Source organism: Streptomyces sp. RerS4, from assembly GCF_023515955.1.
GTDB lineage: Bacteria > Actinomycetota > Actinomycetes > Streptomycetales > Streptomycetaceae > Streptomyces.
In genome coordinates this window covers 2,152,177-2,166,859 of record NZ_CP097322.1, presented here as the reverse complement: position 1 = coordinate 2,166,859, position 14,683 = coordinate 2,152,177, and the positions used below count along the sequence as shown (strand labels likewise).

The 14,683-nt window shown below is 71.1% G+C and carries 14 protein-coding genes and 1 riboswitch; of the genes, 11 read left to right on the top strand and 3 right to left on the bottom strand.

Annotated features, from left to right (window positions below; genetic code table 11):
• Positions 1-80: 80 nt before the first annotated feature.
• Positions 81-485 carry a DNA-binding transcriptional response regulator gene (locus M4D82_RS09950; RefSeq protein ID WP_249765690.1) on the bottom strand — a complete coding sequence of 135 codons (405 nt, stop codon included), beginning with the start codon at positions 483-485 and terminating at the stop codon, positions 81-83.
• Between the two features lie 187 nt (positions 486-672).
• On the opposite strand from M4D82_RS09950, the gene ctaE reads away from it, so the two are divergent.
• The 6 genes from ctaE to M4D82_RS09920 all read left to right on the top strand — a co-directional run bounded on the left by ctaE (position 673) and on the right by M4D82_RS09920 (position 7,926).
• On the top strand, positions 673-1,293 hold the full coding sequence (ctaE, locus tag M4D82_RS09945; RefSeq protein WP_008738823.1) for an aa3-type cytochrome oxidase subunit III: 621 nt from the start codon (positions 673-675) through the stop codon (positions 1,291-1,293).
• 77 nt (positions 1,294-1,370) lie between these two features.
• Positions 1,371-2,180 carry a cytochrome bc1 complex diheme cytochrome c subunit gene (gene qcrC / locus M4D82_RS09940; protein ID WP_249765689.1) on the top strand — a complete coding sequence of 270 codons (810 nt, stop codon included), beginning with the start codon at positions 1,371-1,373 and terminating at the stop codon, positions 2,178-2,180.
• The gene (gene qcrA / locus M4D82_RS09935) at positions 2,177-3,235 is read left to right on the top strand and encodes a cytochrome bc1 complex Rieske iron-sulfur subunit (RefSeq protein WP_249765688.1); all 1,059 of its coding nucleotides are present in this window, start codon (positions 2,177-2,179) and stop codon (positions 3,233-3,235) included. Before qcrC ends, qcrA begins: the two co-directional genes overlap by 4 nt.
• Positions 3,232-4,857 (top strand): cytochrome bc1 complex cytochrome b subunit, encoded by a 1,626-nt coding sequence (gene qcrB / locus M4D82_RS09930; RefSeq protein WP_249765687.1) that lies wholly within the window; start codon positions 3,232-3,234, stop codon positions 4,855-4,857. The genes qcrA and qcrB overlap by 4 nt, the downstream gene beginning before the upstream one ends.
• A gap of 177 nt (positions 4,858-5,034) precedes the next feature.
• The gene (gene trpD, locus M4D82_RS09925; RefSeq protein ID WP_249765686.1) at positions 5,035-6,099 is read left to right on the top strand and encodes an anthranilate phosphoribosyltransferase; all 1,065 of its coding nucleotides are present in this window, start codon (positions 5,035-5,037) and stop codon (positions 6,097-6,099) included.
• Between the two features lie 79 nt (positions 6,100-6,178).
• Positions 6,179-6,295: riboswitch (SAM riboswitch) on the top strand.
• Between the two features lie 239 nt (positions 6,296-6,534).
• The gene (locus tag M4D82_RS09920; protein WP_249765685.1) at positions 6,535-7,926 is read left to right on the top strand and encodes an aminotransferase class V-fold PLP-dependent enzyme; all 1,392 of its coding nucleotides are present in this window, start codon (positions 6,535-6,537) and stop codon (positions 7,924-7,926) included.
• 16 nt (positions 7,927-7,942) lie between these two features.
• On the opposite strand, the gene M4D82_RS09915 is transcribed toward M4D82_RS09920, so the two are convergent.
• Entirely contained in the window at positions 7,943-8,224 is a 282-nt protein-coding gene (locus tag M4D82_RS09915) for an Lrp/AsnC ligand binding domain-containing protein (RefSeq protein ID WP_031148522.1), read from the bottom strand.
• Positions 8,221-8,955, bottom strand: a complete 735-nt coding sequence (locus tag M4D82_RS09910) for a rhomboid family intramembrane serine protease (RefSeq protein ID WP_249765684.1) — start codon at positions 8,953-8,955, stop codon at positions 8,221-8,223. The genes M4D82_RS09915 and M4D82_RS09910 overlap by 4 nt, the downstream gene beginning before the upstream one ends.
• A 113-nt stretch (positions 8,956-9,068) precedes the next feature.
• On the opposite strand from M4D82_RS09910, the gene M4D82_RS09905 reads away from it, so the two are divergent.
• The 5 genes from M4D82_RS09905 to M4D82_RS09885 all read left to right on the top strand — a co-directional run bounded on the left by M4D82_RS09905 (position 9,069) and on the right by M4D82_RS09885 (position 14,540).
• The gene (locus M4D82_RS09905; protein WP_249771655.1) at positions 9,069-9,308 is read left to right on the top strand and encodes a hypothetical protein; all 240 of its coding nucleotides are present in this window, start codon (positions 9,069-9,071) and stop codon (positions 9,306-9,308) included.
• Between the two features lie 39 nt (positions 9,309-9,347).
• Positions 9,348-10,712, top strand: coding sequence for an NYN domain-containing protein (locus M4D82_RS09900; RefSeq protein WP_249771653.1), 1,365 nt, complete (start codon positions 9,348-9,350; stop codon positions 10,710-10,712).
• A 287-nt stretch (positions 10,713-10,999) separates the two neighbouring features.
• Positions 11,000-12,013 (top strand): C40 family peptidase, encoded by a 1,014-nt coding sequence (locus M4D82_RS09895; protein WP_249765683.1) that lies wholly within the window; start codon positions 11,000-11,002, stop codon positions 12,011-12,013.
• A gap of 269 nt (positions 12,014-12,282) precedes the next feature.
• Positions 12,283-13,335 carry a C40 family peptidase gene (locus M4D82_RS09890; protein WP_249765682.1) on the top strand — a complete coding sequence of 351 codons (1,053 nt, stop codon included), beginning with the start codon at positions 12,283-12,285 and terminating at the stop codon, positions 13,333-13,335.
• Positions 13,336-13,838: 503 nt separating this feature from the next.
• Positions 13,839-14,540, top strand: coding sequence for a hypothetical protein (locus M4D82_RS09885; protein ID WP_249765681.1), 702 nt, complete (start codon positions 13,839-13,841; stop codon positions 14,538-14,540).
• Positions 14,541-14,683 lie beyond the last annotated feature (143 nt).

The window sequence follows — 14,683 nt, the reverse complement described above, 5'->3', positions numbered from 1 at the left end:
GGCTCACCCGACCGTGCCGTCAACGTCAACCGTGGGGCCCTGCAGGGGCCCTACGGGGGAGCGATGGGTCAAGCGGTGGGTCAGGCGGCGTTCGAGGAGAGCCGGGCGCGCAGGAGGCCCGCCAGGACCTCGGGGAAGTCGACCGGATCCACCGGAAGGGTCACCGCCGCGTCCGCGCGGCTCCAGGTGGCCAACCAGGCGTCCTGGGGGCGCCCCATCAGGAGCAGCACCGGGGGACAACGGAAGATCTCGTCCTTGATCTGCCGGCACACGCCCATGCCCCCGGCCGGGACCGCCTCGCCGTCCAACACACACACGTCGACGCCGCCGGCGTCGAGCTCCTTGAGAACCGCCGGAAGCGTGGCGCACTCCAGGAACTCCACCGGCGGCAGGTCCGCCGCCGGCCTGCGCCCGGCCGCCAGCCGCACCTGCTCCCGGGTGCCCGCGTCGTCGCTGTAGACCAGAACCCGCGCAGTCGCCCGCATTTCGTTCCTCCACGTGTCCGTGAATCACGCTGATGATGCGCGGGATGCTACTCCGTCCGACCCGCTGTCAACATCGGTTCGGACAGCCTCCCGATCACTCGTCTGATGGGCCGTTCGGGCCTTGCACACGCCCCTGACACTCCGAACGGCACCCCCCGGGGTGAGGGCGGGATAAGCGACCGACATAATGTCGGTCGTGGCGACAGCAACGACAGTAGATACCGGGCACGCGCACCCGACGGTCAATCGGCCGAACCTCGTCAGCGTCGGAACCATCATCTGGTTGAGTTCCGAGCTGATGTTCTTCGCGGCCCTCTTCGCGATGTACTTCACCCTGCGATCCGTGACGGGCGCCGAGTACTGGACAGAGCAGGCCTCGGCCTTGAATCTGCCCTTCTCGGCGACGAACACCACGATCCTGGTGCTTTCCTCGCTCACCTGCCAGCTCGGCGTGTTCGCCGCCGAGCGCGGTGACGTGAAGAAGCTCCGGACGTGGTTCATCATCACGTTCGTCATGGGTGCGATCTTCATTGGCGGCCAGGTGTTCGAGTACACCGAGCTGGTCAAGCACGAGGGCATGTCGCTCTCGTCCGGACCGTACGGCTCGGTCTTCTACCTGACCACCGGCTTCCACGGTCTGCACGTGACGGGCGGTCTCATCGCCTTCCTGCTGGTCCTCGGCCGGACGTACGCGGCCAAGAGGTTCACCCACGAACAGGCCACGTCGGCCATCGTCGTGTCCTACTACTGGCACTTCGTCGATGTCGTCTGGATCGGCCTCTTCGCGACGATCTACCTGATCAAGTAGCGAACACGTCGCCGGGTCCGAGCCCGGCACTCCATCCAGAAACACCGACGCAGAAGATCCTGACACCGGGGTAATCCGTGAAAAAGCTCTCCGCACGACGACGCCATCCGCTGGCGGCGGTCGTCGTTCTACTCTTCGCGCTGGCGGTCACTGGGGGGCTGTACGCCGCCTTCGCGCCCGCGAGCAAGGCGCAGGCCGATGTAACCGCCCAGTCCCTCGCCATCGAGGAGGGCAAGAAGCTCTACGCCGTGGGCTGCGCAAGCTGCCACGGAACCGGCGGTCAGGGATCCTCTGACGGCCCCAGCCTGGTCGGCGTCGGCTCCGCGGCGGTCGACTTCCAGGTGAGCACGGGCCGCATGCCCGCCCAGCAGCCCGGCGCGCAGGTGCCGAAGAAGCCGGTCGTCTACGACCAGGCGCAGATCGACCAGCTCGCGGCGTACATCGCGTCGCTCGGCGCCGGCCCGATCACGCCGACCGAGAAGCAGTACGACCCCGCGGGTGCCGACATCGCCGCTGGTGGTGAGCTGTTCCGCAACAACTGCGCGCAGTGCCACAACTTCACCGGCGAGGGTGGCGCGCTGACGAACGGCAAGTACGCCCCCAACCTTGAGGGCGTCTCGCCGAAGCACATCTACGAGGCCATGCTCACCGGCCCGCAGAACATGCCCTCCTTCCCGGACAGCACGATGCCGGAGAAGCAGAAGAAGGACATCATCGCGTACCTCGAGAACGTCAACGGCGAGAAGTCCACCAGCCCCGGTGGCCTCAAGCTCGGCGGCCTCGGTCCCGTCTCCGAGGGTCTGTTCGGCTGGATCTTCGGTCTGGGTGCGCTGATCGCTGTTGCCGTCTGGGTCGCGGCCCACACCGCTAAGGCCAAGAAGTCATGAGTAGCCAAGACATTCCCGAAGACAAGCACCTGCCGAGCGAGCAGGGCGACGCGCACCACGGTGGCGTAGCGGTCGCGGACGACCCGTTCGCCGACCCCGGCCTCCCGGTTCACAAGCCGCGTATCCAGGACATCGACGAGCGGGCCGCCAAGCGGTCCGAGCGTACGGTCGCGATGCTGTTCACGCTGTCGATGCTGGCCACGGTCGGCTTCATCGCGGCGTTCGTGACCCTGCCCGTCGACAAGATCGTCTACATCTTCCCGCTCGGGAAGGTGAGCGCCCTGAACTTCGCCCTGGGTCTGACCCTGGGCGCGGCTCTGTTCTGCATCGGCGCGGGCGCGGTCCACTGGGCCCGCACCCTGATGTCCGACGTGGAGGTCGCAGACGACCGGCACGAGATCGCCGCTTCGCCGGAGGTCAAGGCGCAGGTCATGCAGGACTTCGCCGATGGTGCGAACGAGTCCGGCATCGCCCGCCGCCCCCTGATCAAGAACACGATGATCGGCGCGCTGGCCATGCTGCCGCTGTCGGCCCTCGTGATCATGCGCGACCTCGGCCCCCTGCCCGAGGACAAGCTCCGCAAGACCCTGTGGTCCAAGGGCAAGCTGCTCATCAACCAGAACACGATGGAGCCGCTGCGTCCCGAGGACGTCCTGGTCGGTTCGCTGACCTTCGCCATGCCGGAAGGCCTGGAGGAGGAACAGCACGACTTCCAGGTGCAGATCGCCAAGGCCGCCCTGATGATCGTCCGTATCCAGCCGGAGGACATCAAGGACAAGAAGGAACTGGAGTGGTCCCACGACGGCATCGTGGCCTTCTCCAAGATCTGCACCCACGTCGGCTGCCCGATCAGCCTGTACGAGCAGCAGACGCACCACGTGCTCTGCCCGTGCCACCAGTCCACCTTCGACCTCTCCGACGGCGCCCGTGTCATCTTCGGCCCGGCCGGTCACGCGCTTCCGCAGCTGCGGATCGGCGTGAATGACGAAGGCTTCCTCGAGGCGCACGGCGACTTCGAAGAGCCCGTCGGTCCTGCATTCTGGGAGCGCGGATGAGCACCAGCGACAACAACAAGCGCAAAGCGCCGGCCGGCGAGCGCGTAGCGGACTGGGCGGACGGCCGCCTGGGCATCTACAGCCTCGCCAAGGCGAACATGCGCAAGATCTTCCCGGACCACTGGTCCTTCATGCTGGGTGAGATCTGCCTCTACGCCTTCATCATCATCATCCTCACGGGTGTGTACCTGACGCTGTTCTTCCACCCGAGCATGAACGAGGTGGAGTACCACGGCTCGTACGTGCCGATGCAGGGCGTCATGATGTCCGAGGCCTTCGCCTCGACCCTGGACATCAGCTTCGACGTCCGCGGTGGTCTGCTCATCCGACAGATCCACCACTGGGCGGCGCTGATCTTCGTCGCGGCGATGGTCGTGCACATGATGCGCGTCTTCTTCACCGGCGCGTTCCGCAAGCCGCGTGAGGTCAACTGGATCTTCGGCTTCCTGCTGCTGGTCCTCGGCATGTTCACCGGTTTCACCGGTTACTCGCTGCCGGACGACCTGCTCTCGGGTACCGGTGTCCGCTTCATGCAGGGCGCCATCCTCTCCGTCCCGATCGTCGGCACCTACCTGTCGATGTTCCTGTTCGGCGGCGAGTTCCCGGGCGGCGACTTCGTCGCTCGCTTCTACTCGGTCCACATCCTGCTGCTGCCCGGCATCATGATGGGTCTGCTGGTCGCGCACCTGATCCTGGTCGTGTTCCACAAGCACACCCAGTACGCCGGCCCCGGCAAGACCGAGAAGAACGTCGTCGGCATGCCGCTGCTGCCGGTCTACATGGCCAAGGCCGGAGGCTTCTTCTTCCTGGTCTTCGGTGTCATCGCGGCGATCGCGGCGATCGCCTCGATCAACCCGATCTGGGCGCTCGGCCCGTACCGCCCGGACCACGTGTCCACCGGCGCACAGCCCGACTGGTACATGGGTATGCCGGAAGGCCTCATCCGAGCCATGCCGGGCTGGGAGATCAACCTGTGGGGCCACACGCTCGTCCTGGGCGTGTTCATCCCGCTGGTGCTCTTCCCGCTGGTCCTGGGCGCCATCGCCGTCTGGCCGTTCATCGAGTCCTGGGTCACCGGCGACAAGCGCGAGCACCACATCCTGGACCGCCCGCGCAACGTCCCGACCCGTACGGCCTTCGGTGTCGCCTGGATCGCGGAGTACATCGTGCTCCTCATCGGCGGCGGCAACGACATGTTCGCCCAGTACTTCCACCTGTCGATCAACGCGATCACGTGGTTCGTCCGGATCGGCTTCTTCGTCGTCCCGGTCCTGGCGTTCATCGTCACCAAGCGGATCTGCCTCGGCCTCCAGCGCCGGGACAACGACAAGGTGCTGCACGGTCGCGAGACCGGCATCATCAAGCGTCTGCCGCACGGTGAGTTCGTCGAGGTCCACGAGCCGCTCTCGCAGGCCAAGCTGCACACGCTCACCTCGCACGAGCAGTACGAGCCGATCGAGATCGGCCCGACGGTCGACGAGAACGGCGTCGAGCGCAAGGTGACGTCCGGCGAGAAGCTGCGGGCGAAGCTCAGCAAGGGCATGTTCGCGGAGGGCAACCAGATTCCGAAGCCCACCGTGGAGGAGTACAAGGAGATCCAGAGCGGCCACGGCCACCACTGATCTCCGGCACGACCGCTTGAGGGATTGATTCCGGTCGATCCTGGTGTCGCCACGGCGAGAGCCCCGTCCAGTGTCTGGACGGGGCTCTTTGCCGCCCAGGGCACTGGATAGGCTGAGATCGTTCCCATACGACGTGGACCCCGACATCGGGCGGCCGACCAACAGCAGGAGCGGACCATGAACGTTGCGACCCCGGCAGGCGGCGACAGCGTGGCGGCCCGTGGCTGGCCGGGCGTCCTCGACGCGCTGCTGACGGGCCAGGACCTCACCGCGGACGACGCGGCCTGGGCCATGGACCGGATCATGCGGGGCGAGGCCACCGACGCGCAGATCGCCGGCTTCGCGGTCGCCCTGCGCGCCAAGGGCGAGACGGTCGCGGAGATCAACGGTCTGGTGCGGGCCATGTACGACCACGCCAACCTGATCGAGGTCCCGGGCCGGACGGTGGACATCGTCGGCACGGGCGGCGACGGCGCGAAGACGGTCAACATCTCGACCATGTCGGCGGTCGTCGTCGCCGGTACCGGCGCGAAGGTCGTCAAGCACGGCAACCGGGCCGCGTCCTCCGCGAGCGGCTCCTCGGACGTCCTGGAGAAGCTCGGCGTCAACCTGGACCTGGCACCGGCCCGGGTGGCGCAGGTCGCCGAGGAAGCCGGCATCACCTTCTGCTTCGCGGTGAAGTTCCACCCGGCGCTGCGGCACGTGGCGGCGGCCCGCAAGGAGCTCGGCATCCGGACCACCTTCAACTTCCTCGGCCCCCTCACCAACCCGGCCCGGGTCCGGGCCCAGGCCACGGGCGTCGCCGACGCCCGGATGGCGCCCATCGTCGCGGGCGTCCTCGCCGAGCGCGGCTCCTCGGCGCTCGTCTTCCGCGGGGACGACGGCCTCGACGAGCTGACGACGACGGCCACTTCCCGGGTGTGGTGGGTGCGCGAGGGAACCGTCACCGAGCTGCCGTTCGACCCGCGCGACGTCGGGATCGAGCTCGTCGACGTGTCCCGACTGCGCGGCGAGGACGCCTCGTACAACGCGGACGTCGCCCGCCGGCTGTTCGCCGGTGAGACGGGCCCGGTACGGGACGCCGTCCTGCTGAACTCGGCGGCGGCGCTGGTGGCGCTGGACCCCGGTACGGGCTCGCTGGAGGAGCAGATCGCGGCGGGCATCGCCCGCGCGGCCGAGGCCATCGACTCGGGCGCCGCCCGAGCGGCCCTGGAGCGCTGGGTGACGGCGAGCAACGCGTAAGGCGGGTGATCGACGGCCCCGGTCCGGATGGCGGACCGGGGTCTTGTCATCGGAGGATCTTGTGGCAAGATGCTCTCCAGGTCACGAGTGACAGCGTTTAGGCCCCGGCTTGCTGTCCGGCAACCCTCCTTCCGTGGCGGGGTGCCCCGGGTGATGACCAGGCCGTAGGCAGCGAGGTCTACGGCAAGCGCGGATCCCTCACATCTCTTGAATGAGATGAGGCCAGGGGTCCTGGTCTCTAGAGGAGCGTTTTTCCGTGAGCAAGCGAATGCGATAGGGCGACTCCGCCCCTTCTTCACCCCCTCGGACCAGGGTCGCTTCCGTGTACCCGCCTTCGATCTCCGAGGACTTTCCCGTACCCCGGACGGCCGTCGAGCCGTACCCGCGTACGGGCACACCGAAGCCATTCAGCCCTGCCTGCCGGGAGACACCGCCATGTCCGCATACGCGTCCGCATCCCCGAACGTCACCACCGCCGCCGCCACCGCCGCCGCCCCCGCCCCCGCCTGTGACGGGCCGCTCCCGGTCCTCGGCCGTGACGTCACCGTCCCGCTCGTCACCGGCGGCGAGGTCACCTACGCCGCCCTGGACTACGCGGCCAGCGCCCCCGCCCTCCAGCGCGTCTGGGACGACGTCGCCGCGTACGCCCCGTACTACGGCAGCGTGCACCGCGGCGCCGGGTACCTCTCGCAGCTCTCCACCGACCTCTTCGAGCAGAGCCGGGCCGCGGTCGCCGAGTTCCTCGACTGCCGCCCCACCGACCAGGTGGTCTTCACCCGCTCCACGACCGACTCCCTCAACCTGCTCGCCGCCGTGCTCCCGGCCGACTGCCGGGTATTCGTCTTCGAGACCGAGCACCACGCCTCGCTCCTGCCGTGGACGAACGCGCGCGTCACCTACCTCGACGCGCCGCGCACCCCGGGCGAGGCCGTCGCCACCCTGGAGCGGGCGCTCGCGGGGGAAGGCCCGGCTTTGGTCTGCGTCACCGGCGCCTCCAACGTCACCGGCGAGCTGTGGCCCGTCAAGGAGCTGGCCGCCGCCGCGCACGCCCACGGCGCGCGGATCGTGTTGGACGCCGCCCAGCTGGCCCCGCACCACCCGGTGTCCGTCCGGGACCTCGACGTGGACTGGGTCGCCTTCTCCGGGCACAAGCTGTACGCGCCCTTCGGCTCGGGCGTGCTCGCCGGCCGCGCCGACTGGCTGCGGGAGGCCGAGCCGTACCTCGCCGGGGGCGGGGCCTCCCGTAAGGTCGCCCGCCGCGAGGACGGCGGCGTCGACGTCGAGTGGCACACCACCGCCGCCCGCCACGAGGCCGGCTCCCCGAACGTCATCGGCGCTTACGCGATCGCCTCCGCCTGCAAGACCCTGACCGAGGCGGGCTTCGAGCACCTCGTCGCGCGGGAGCGGCACCTGATCGCGAAGGTCCGCGAGGGCCTGGCGGAGGTCCCGGCCGTCCGCGTCCTGTCCCTCTTCGGCGACGACGCCCCGCGGGTCGGCGTCATCTCGTTCGTGGTGGACGGCTGGAACAGCTCCCACTTCGCGGCCGCGCTCTCCGCCGAGTACGGCATCGGCGTCCGCGACGGCCTGTTCTGCGCCCACCCGCTGGTCCGTACCCTCCTCGGCGGCGAGCCGCAGGCCCAGGGCGAGTGCGGAGCCCCGGAGGCGGCGCCGGGGGATCCCTCCCTGAACGCGATCCGCGTCAGCTTCGGCGCCGGCACCCCCGACGAGCACGTCGAGCGCTTCGTGCGGGCCGTGAGGGAACTGGTCGAGGACGGCGCCAAGTGGCGGTACCGCACGGAAGAGGGCCGCTGCGTGCCCGTCTCCTGACCGCGCGCCGTCGCCGTCAGGCGTCCAGGCCGATGGCGAAGGCCGCTTCGAGGTCGTGCTGGGAGTAGGTGCGGAACGCGACGTGGGTGTCCGTGGCCTCGACGCCCGGGATCTTGCTGATGCGGCCGGGGATGATGTCCGCGAGGTTCTCGTGGCGGGCCACGCGGACCAGAGCGATCAGGTCGTACGTACCGGTGACGGAGTAGACCTCGCTGACGCTGTCCAGCGCGGCGATGGCTTCGGCGATCTCGGGGATGCGGTCCACGCTGGTCTTGATGAGCACGATCGCGGTGATCACGGCTGACTGTCTCCCTCGACTGCTGTCACTGGTCGTCCCACTCTAGTCGTACGCCGATAGCGCACCCACGCGTACAGGAACCCCACCGAGAAGCCCACGACATGGGCCAGGTACGCCACTCCCGGGCCGCTTCCCGCCCGGTGCGCGGCCAGCCACTGGAGCCCGAACCAGAACATCAGCACGATCCACGCCGGGAAGCGCAGCGGCAGGAACAGCAGGAACGGGAACAGGCTCGTCACCCGGGCCTTCGGGAAGAGGCACAGGAAGGCGCCGAGCACCGCCGAGATCGCGCCGGAGGCGCCGACCAGGGTCTGGTCCGAGGAGGCGTTGGCCGCCGCGTACGCGGCGAGCGCCAGGTAGCCCGCGCAGACGTAGAACAGCAGGAACGGGATCCGGCCCATCCGTTGCTCCGTCATCGCGCCGAAGACGTGGAGGAACAGCAGGTTCCCCAGCAGGTGCAGCCAACTGCCGTGGACGAACAGGGCCGTCAGCGGCGTCAGCAGGGGTCGCCCCGCGCCGGAGAACAGCTCGTCGGGAACCACCCCCCAGTGCCGGAAGTACGCCGTGCCCGTCGTGAGCAGCCGCTCGCCCGTCCCGTACGTCGGATTCAGGCCGGAGGCCGGGCTCAAGAGGAACGCCACGCAGCATCCGGCCATCAGCGCGTACGTGACCACCGGGCCCCGGGCGGCATCGCGCACGGTCCGCCACCTTACGATCATGCGACAGAGCATGACGCAGGCGGACCCACCCGAGGGTGGTGCCAGGCCGTAGGGTTACGTGCTGCGGTCCGTCGATCGCCGCGGAAGGCTTTAATTGAATGAGCTACGAAGGAGAGAGCGGCCTGATGACGGTTCCCCTGCCGACCGACACCACCCGGTGGCGCTGCACCCTGTGCGGCAACCTCACACGGTTCGACGTCACCCGTTCGTCGAAGGTCGTGGAGTACGTCCACCTGGACCTCGCCGGGGAGCCCAAGGTCGAGGAGCGCGAGGTGGTCAGTGAGACCATCGAGTCGGTCCGCTGTCGCTGGTGCAACGCGGTGGACCAGATCGAGCTCGTGGACAGGCCGGGCGCCGACTCCTGACGGAGCCGGGCCCACAGTAGATCACGGTAGGGGTGACGGATTGTGGAGCCAGCAAGCGGCGCTGGGCCGGCCGACGCGGCCGGCGACGCCGCGGAGGTCCTCGACCGCCCGCTGCCGGAAGGCGTGCGGCGCCGGGTCGTCGCGCTCGTCTCGGACGCCTTCGGCGCGCTGACGATCGCGGACCTCCCGGCGCAGCTGCGCCAGTACGCCCGTTTCACCCCGAGCCGACGGGCCAAGTTCGCCGGCAACGCCATGGCCGCGGCCGTGGAGACCGACGCGGTCTTCCGGGGCCGGATCGCGGAGAAGCTGCGCGAGGCGCAGCCCGAGCTGGCGGGCGCGCTGGAAGCGGGCGCCCCGCCGGCCGCCGCCGATCCGCTGGACGTGGCGGCCGCGGCGTACGTGCTGCGCCCGGCGGGCTGGGTCAAGCTGGTCGCCGCCGCCGGCGAGGAGGCGCAGCGCGCCGACGCCGAGCGGGTCGGTGACGAGACCCGCCGCGAGCTGGAGCGGCTGCGCGAGGAACTGGCCCACGAACGGGAGAGCCGGCGGGCCGGCGGTGAGCAGGTCCGGGCCGAGCTGGAGGCCGCCCGCAAGGAAGCGGAATCGCTTCAGCGCAAACTGCGCAGTGCCCTCAGCGACGTCAAGCGGGGTGAGGCGGCCCTGCGCAAGGTGGCCGCCGAGATCGACGGAATCCGCGCGGAGGCGGCCGCGCAGGTGACGGCGGCCGAGAGCGAGAGCCGTCGGCTCAAGTCCCGGCTGGCGGAGGTGGAGTCGGCGCTGGAGACCTCGCGGCGGGCCACCCGCGAGGGGCGCAGCATCGAGGACATGCGGCTGCGGCTCCTGTTGGACACCGTGTTGGACGCGGCGGCGGGGCTGCGGCGCGAGCTGGCGCTGCCGCCGGTCTCGACGCGGCCCGCGGACACGGTGGAGGCGGTCGAGCCGGGCCGGATGACCCCGAAGGACATCGCGGCGCGGGCGCTGTCGGAGACCGATCCGGCGCTGCTGGACCAGCTGTTGGCGCTGCCGCAGGCGCACCTGGTGGTCGACGGCTACAACGTGACCAAGACCGGCTATCCGACGATGCCGCTGGAGAAGCAGCGGCTGCGGCTGCTGGGCGGGCTGTCGATGCTGGCCGCGCAGACGGGTGCGGAGATGACCTGCGTCTTCGACGGGGCGGAGTTGGCGGCGCCGGTGCTGCTCGCGCCACCGCGCGGGGTGCGGGTGCTGTTCTCCAAGGCCGGGGTGACGGCGGACGAGTTGATCCGCCAGTTGGTGCGGGCGGAGCCGCCGGGTCGGCCGGTGGTGGTGGTCTCCACCGACCGTGAGGTCGCCGACGGGGTGGCGAAGGCGGGGGCCCGGCCGGTGACGTCGGCGTTGCTGTTGAAGCGCCTCGCACGCGTGTCCTGACTGCTGCGGTCTTGGGCGGGCTTGTAACGGCTGCTCGCTATGCCTGAATTGAGTGCGTGTGTGGGAGACGTAACGTCAGGCCGTCGGCACGCAGCGTGCGTCGTGGGTAAAGAAGCCGGCACGCAAGCGGAATTTTGCGTACGGACCTTTGAAGTGATCAAGCGAGGGTCACTAGGGTGCGCTCAAACCTTCGTTCGGTCGGTCACTCATACGGGGTGTCGGGCGGGGGTGTGCCGTCGTGTGCGCTTCCCGTCCTCGGCGGCCGGAGGATGAAGGAGACCGCCCCCGTGGCGTCCCACCGTCGACCCAAGCAGCCGACCCGCGCACGCGTCAGCGTGCTCACCGCCACCGCGGCGGCGGCCGTCGCCCTCTCCTCCCAGTCGGCCGTGGCCGCTCCGGACAAACCGACCAAGGACGAGGTCAAGTCTCGGGTCGACGCCCTCTACGACGAAGCGGAACAGGCCGGCGAGAAGTTCAACGGGGCCCGCGAGCGCCAGGAGAAGCTGGAGAAGGAGATCGCGCGGCTCCAGGACCAGGTCGCCCGAGGTCAGGGCGAGCTCAACGACCTGCGCAACACGCTCGGTTCCATGGCCACCGCCCAGTACCGCGGCGGCGGACTCGACCCGACCGTGGCCCTGCTGCTCTCCGCAGACCCCGAGACCTACCTCGACAAGGCCGCGACCCTCCAGCAGCTCAGCGGCAAGCAGGTCGAGGCCGTCGCGAAGATCCAGGCCAAGCAGCGCACCCTCGCCCAGCAGCGCCAGGAGGCCGCGGGCAAACTCGCGGACCTCGACGCGACCCGCAAGGAGCTCGGCGAGAAGAAGAAGGCCGCCCAGGACAAGCTGTCCGAGGCGCAGGCCCTCCTCAACACGCTGACCGCGCGGGAGCGCGCCCAGCTGAAGGAGCAGGAGGCCAAGGAGACCCGGGCCACGTCCGCCCCGCCCGTGAGCGCCTCCGGCCGCGCCGGAGCGGCGCTGGCCGCGGCCAAGACCAAGCTGGGCAGCGCGTACATCATGGGCGCCACCGGCCCCAGCGCCTACGACTGCTCCGGGCTCACCCAGTGGGCGTACGGGCAGGCCGGCGTCAGCATCTCCCGCACCACGTACACCCAGGTCAACGACGGCACGCGCATCGGCCGCAGCCAGCTCCAACCCGGTGACCTGGTCTTCTTCTACGGCGACCTGCACCACGTCGGCCTGTACGCGGGCAACAACCTGACCCTGCACGCCTCCAACCCGCGCGGCGGCGTCAAGTACGAGTCCATGGACAACATGCCGTTCCAGTTCGGCGTCCGCGTCTGAGGTCGCGGCGGGCAGAGGCGCCCGAGGTCGTCGTTCCCGCGCCCGCGGGACGCGCCGTACACCGCCCATCCGGGCGAATTACGCGGACCCGGCCTGACCCCGCGACCCGCCGGTGACCTGGGAACGCGGCGGGGTCTGCCCGTACGGGCCCGCCCGGGGTCGTTGGCCGGTGTGTGGCGGCGCGGCTACTGTCTGCCAGCGCGGAACCCCGGCACACGGCCGTCCACGGGGGGCGGACCCGGGGCCGCGCAGCGGAAGGGAGCGGTTTCGTGGCGTCCCATCGCCGGACCGGGCCGGGCGGCCTCGACCGGAACACCAAGGTCACCGTCTTCACCGCCGCCGCGGCCGGCGCCGCCGTGGCCCTCACGGGCGCACCGGCCGGCGCGGCCCCCGCCCTCCCGCAGGAACCGCAGGGCTCCCGCGCCCAGGTCGACCGGCTCTTCGAGGAGGCCGAGAAGGCCACCGAGGCCTACAACGAGGCGGGCGAGAAGGCCGACCGGCTGCGGGCCGAGATCGGCCGGGCCCAGGACGCGGTGGCCCGTGGCCAGGACCGCATCAACACCATGCGCGGGGTGCTCGGCACCTTCGCCGGAGCGCAGTACCGCTCCGGCGGCATCGACCCCACCGTCGAGCTGATGCTCTCCGACGACCCCCGCGACTACCTCGACAAGGCCGCCGTCCTGAACCGGCTCAGCGGGCGCCAGGCCCAGCAGCTCGGCGAACTGCGCGAGGAACAGCGTCGGATCGGGCAGCAGCGCGAGGAGGCCTCCCGCAAGCTCGCCGCCCTCGACGTCCTGCGCGCCGACGTGGCCCGGCACAAGCGGTCCGTCACGGCGAAGCTCGCCGCCGCCCGCCGGTTGCTCGACACGATGCCCGCGGCGGAGCGCGCCGACTTCGAGCGGGCCTCGCGCTCCGGCGGCCGCGTCGACGGCCTGCCGGAACCGGCCCCGGCCTTCGAGGGCGGCGGGCGGGCTTCGGGGCGGGCCATGGCCGCCGTGATGGCGGCCCGCGCGGCGGTCGGCCGGCCGTACGTGTGGGGCTCCACCGGCCCCTCCGGCTTCGACTGCTCCGGGCTGATGGTGTGGTCGTACCGCCAGGCGGGCGTCTCCCTGCCGCGCACCTCGCAGGCCCAGCGCCACGCCGGCCGGCAGGTGCCGCTGTCGCAGGCGCAGCCCGGGGACCTGGTGACGTACCGCTCGGACGCCAGCCACGTCGGCATGTACGTGGGCAACGGCCAGGTGGTGCACGCCCCCTACCCCGGCGCCCGGGTGCGCTATGACCCGGTCGGGATGATGCCGGTGTCGTCGGTGACCCGCCCTTGAGGGCGAGGGCGACGGCGAGGGCGTGCGGGCCGGCGGTGCGTACGATCGGCTGATGCTCCCGGTCCTCCGCTCCGCCGTACGCCGCCACGCGCCCGCGCTCCTGCTGTGCGCGGTGCTCGCCGCCGTCGGATGCGGGGCCCCGGCGGCCCCCGACACCGCCGGGCGGCAGATCCGCGAGGCCGTCGCCGCCTGGTCGGACGGGCCGCCCGAGAGCCTGGCCGACCTCCCGCTGGAGGGCTGGTCCTACGAGGTCACCGAGGTGCCGGCGCGCCCCGGCGCGGAGGTCCGCGTCAAGGCGCGACTGCGCTACCGGCTGGCCGGCTACGACGCGGCGCCCGTCGAGGCGGAGCGGGAGGTCGAGGTCGCGCGGAGCGAGGCCGGGGGCGCGTACCGGGTGCTCGGGGACCGGCCCGCGCCCGGGGCGTTGCCGCAGCTGTGGGACCAGGGGGCGGTGGAGGTGGTCCGGGGCGAGCACGCGCTGGTCCTGGCCGCGAAGGCGTCGGGTGCGCGGGCGTCGGCTTCGCAGGCCCCGGGCGCTCGCCGCCGAGGCGGACCGGGCGGTGCCCGCCGTGGGCGCCGCCTGGCCGGGAGCGTGGGCCAGGCGGGTGGTCGTCCTGGCGCCCGCCTCGCTGGACGCGATGGCCCGGCTGCTGGGCCGCCCCGCCGAGGAGTACCGGGGCCTGGGCGCCGTCACCACCGGCCGGGTGGGGACCGGGCCCGCGCCCGCCGACCGGGTGGTGATCAACCCGGAGGGGTACGCGCAGCTCAGCGCGGAGGGGCGGCGGGTGGTGCTGACCCACGAGGTCACCCACGTCGCGACCCGCGCCGCCACCACCGCCGAAACCCCGCAGTGGCTCTCGGAGGGCTTCGCCGACTGGGCGGCGTACCGCTCCGGCGGCCCCGGCCCGGCGCCGGCGGCGCCCACGCTGGCCCGCGCCGTACGCGCCGGCCAGGTCCCGGCGACGCTCCCGCCGGACGCGGACTTCGCCTTCGGCGGCGACCCGCAGGCCACGGCGCGGGCGTACGAGGGCGCCTGGCTGGCCTGCCGCCTCATCGCCGACCGGTGGGGCGAGGAGGCGCTCGTACGCCTCTACACCGAAGCGGGCCACGAGGCCCTACCCGTCGCCCTGGACCGCGCCCTCGGCATCGACCGGGACGAACTGACCCGGTCCTGGCAGCGGGCCCTGCGGGAGCAGCTGCGCTAGGGGTGTCCGGCGGATCATGGCCGGGCCCGCGAGGCCTGGCACGGCGCCTCGCCGCGTTGCCGAAACGCCCCGATGGCTCCGCTGTCAAGACGCTCCGGCGCCTTGCGATCCCGCGCACCAGACGCCGCGGCCCATCCGACCCT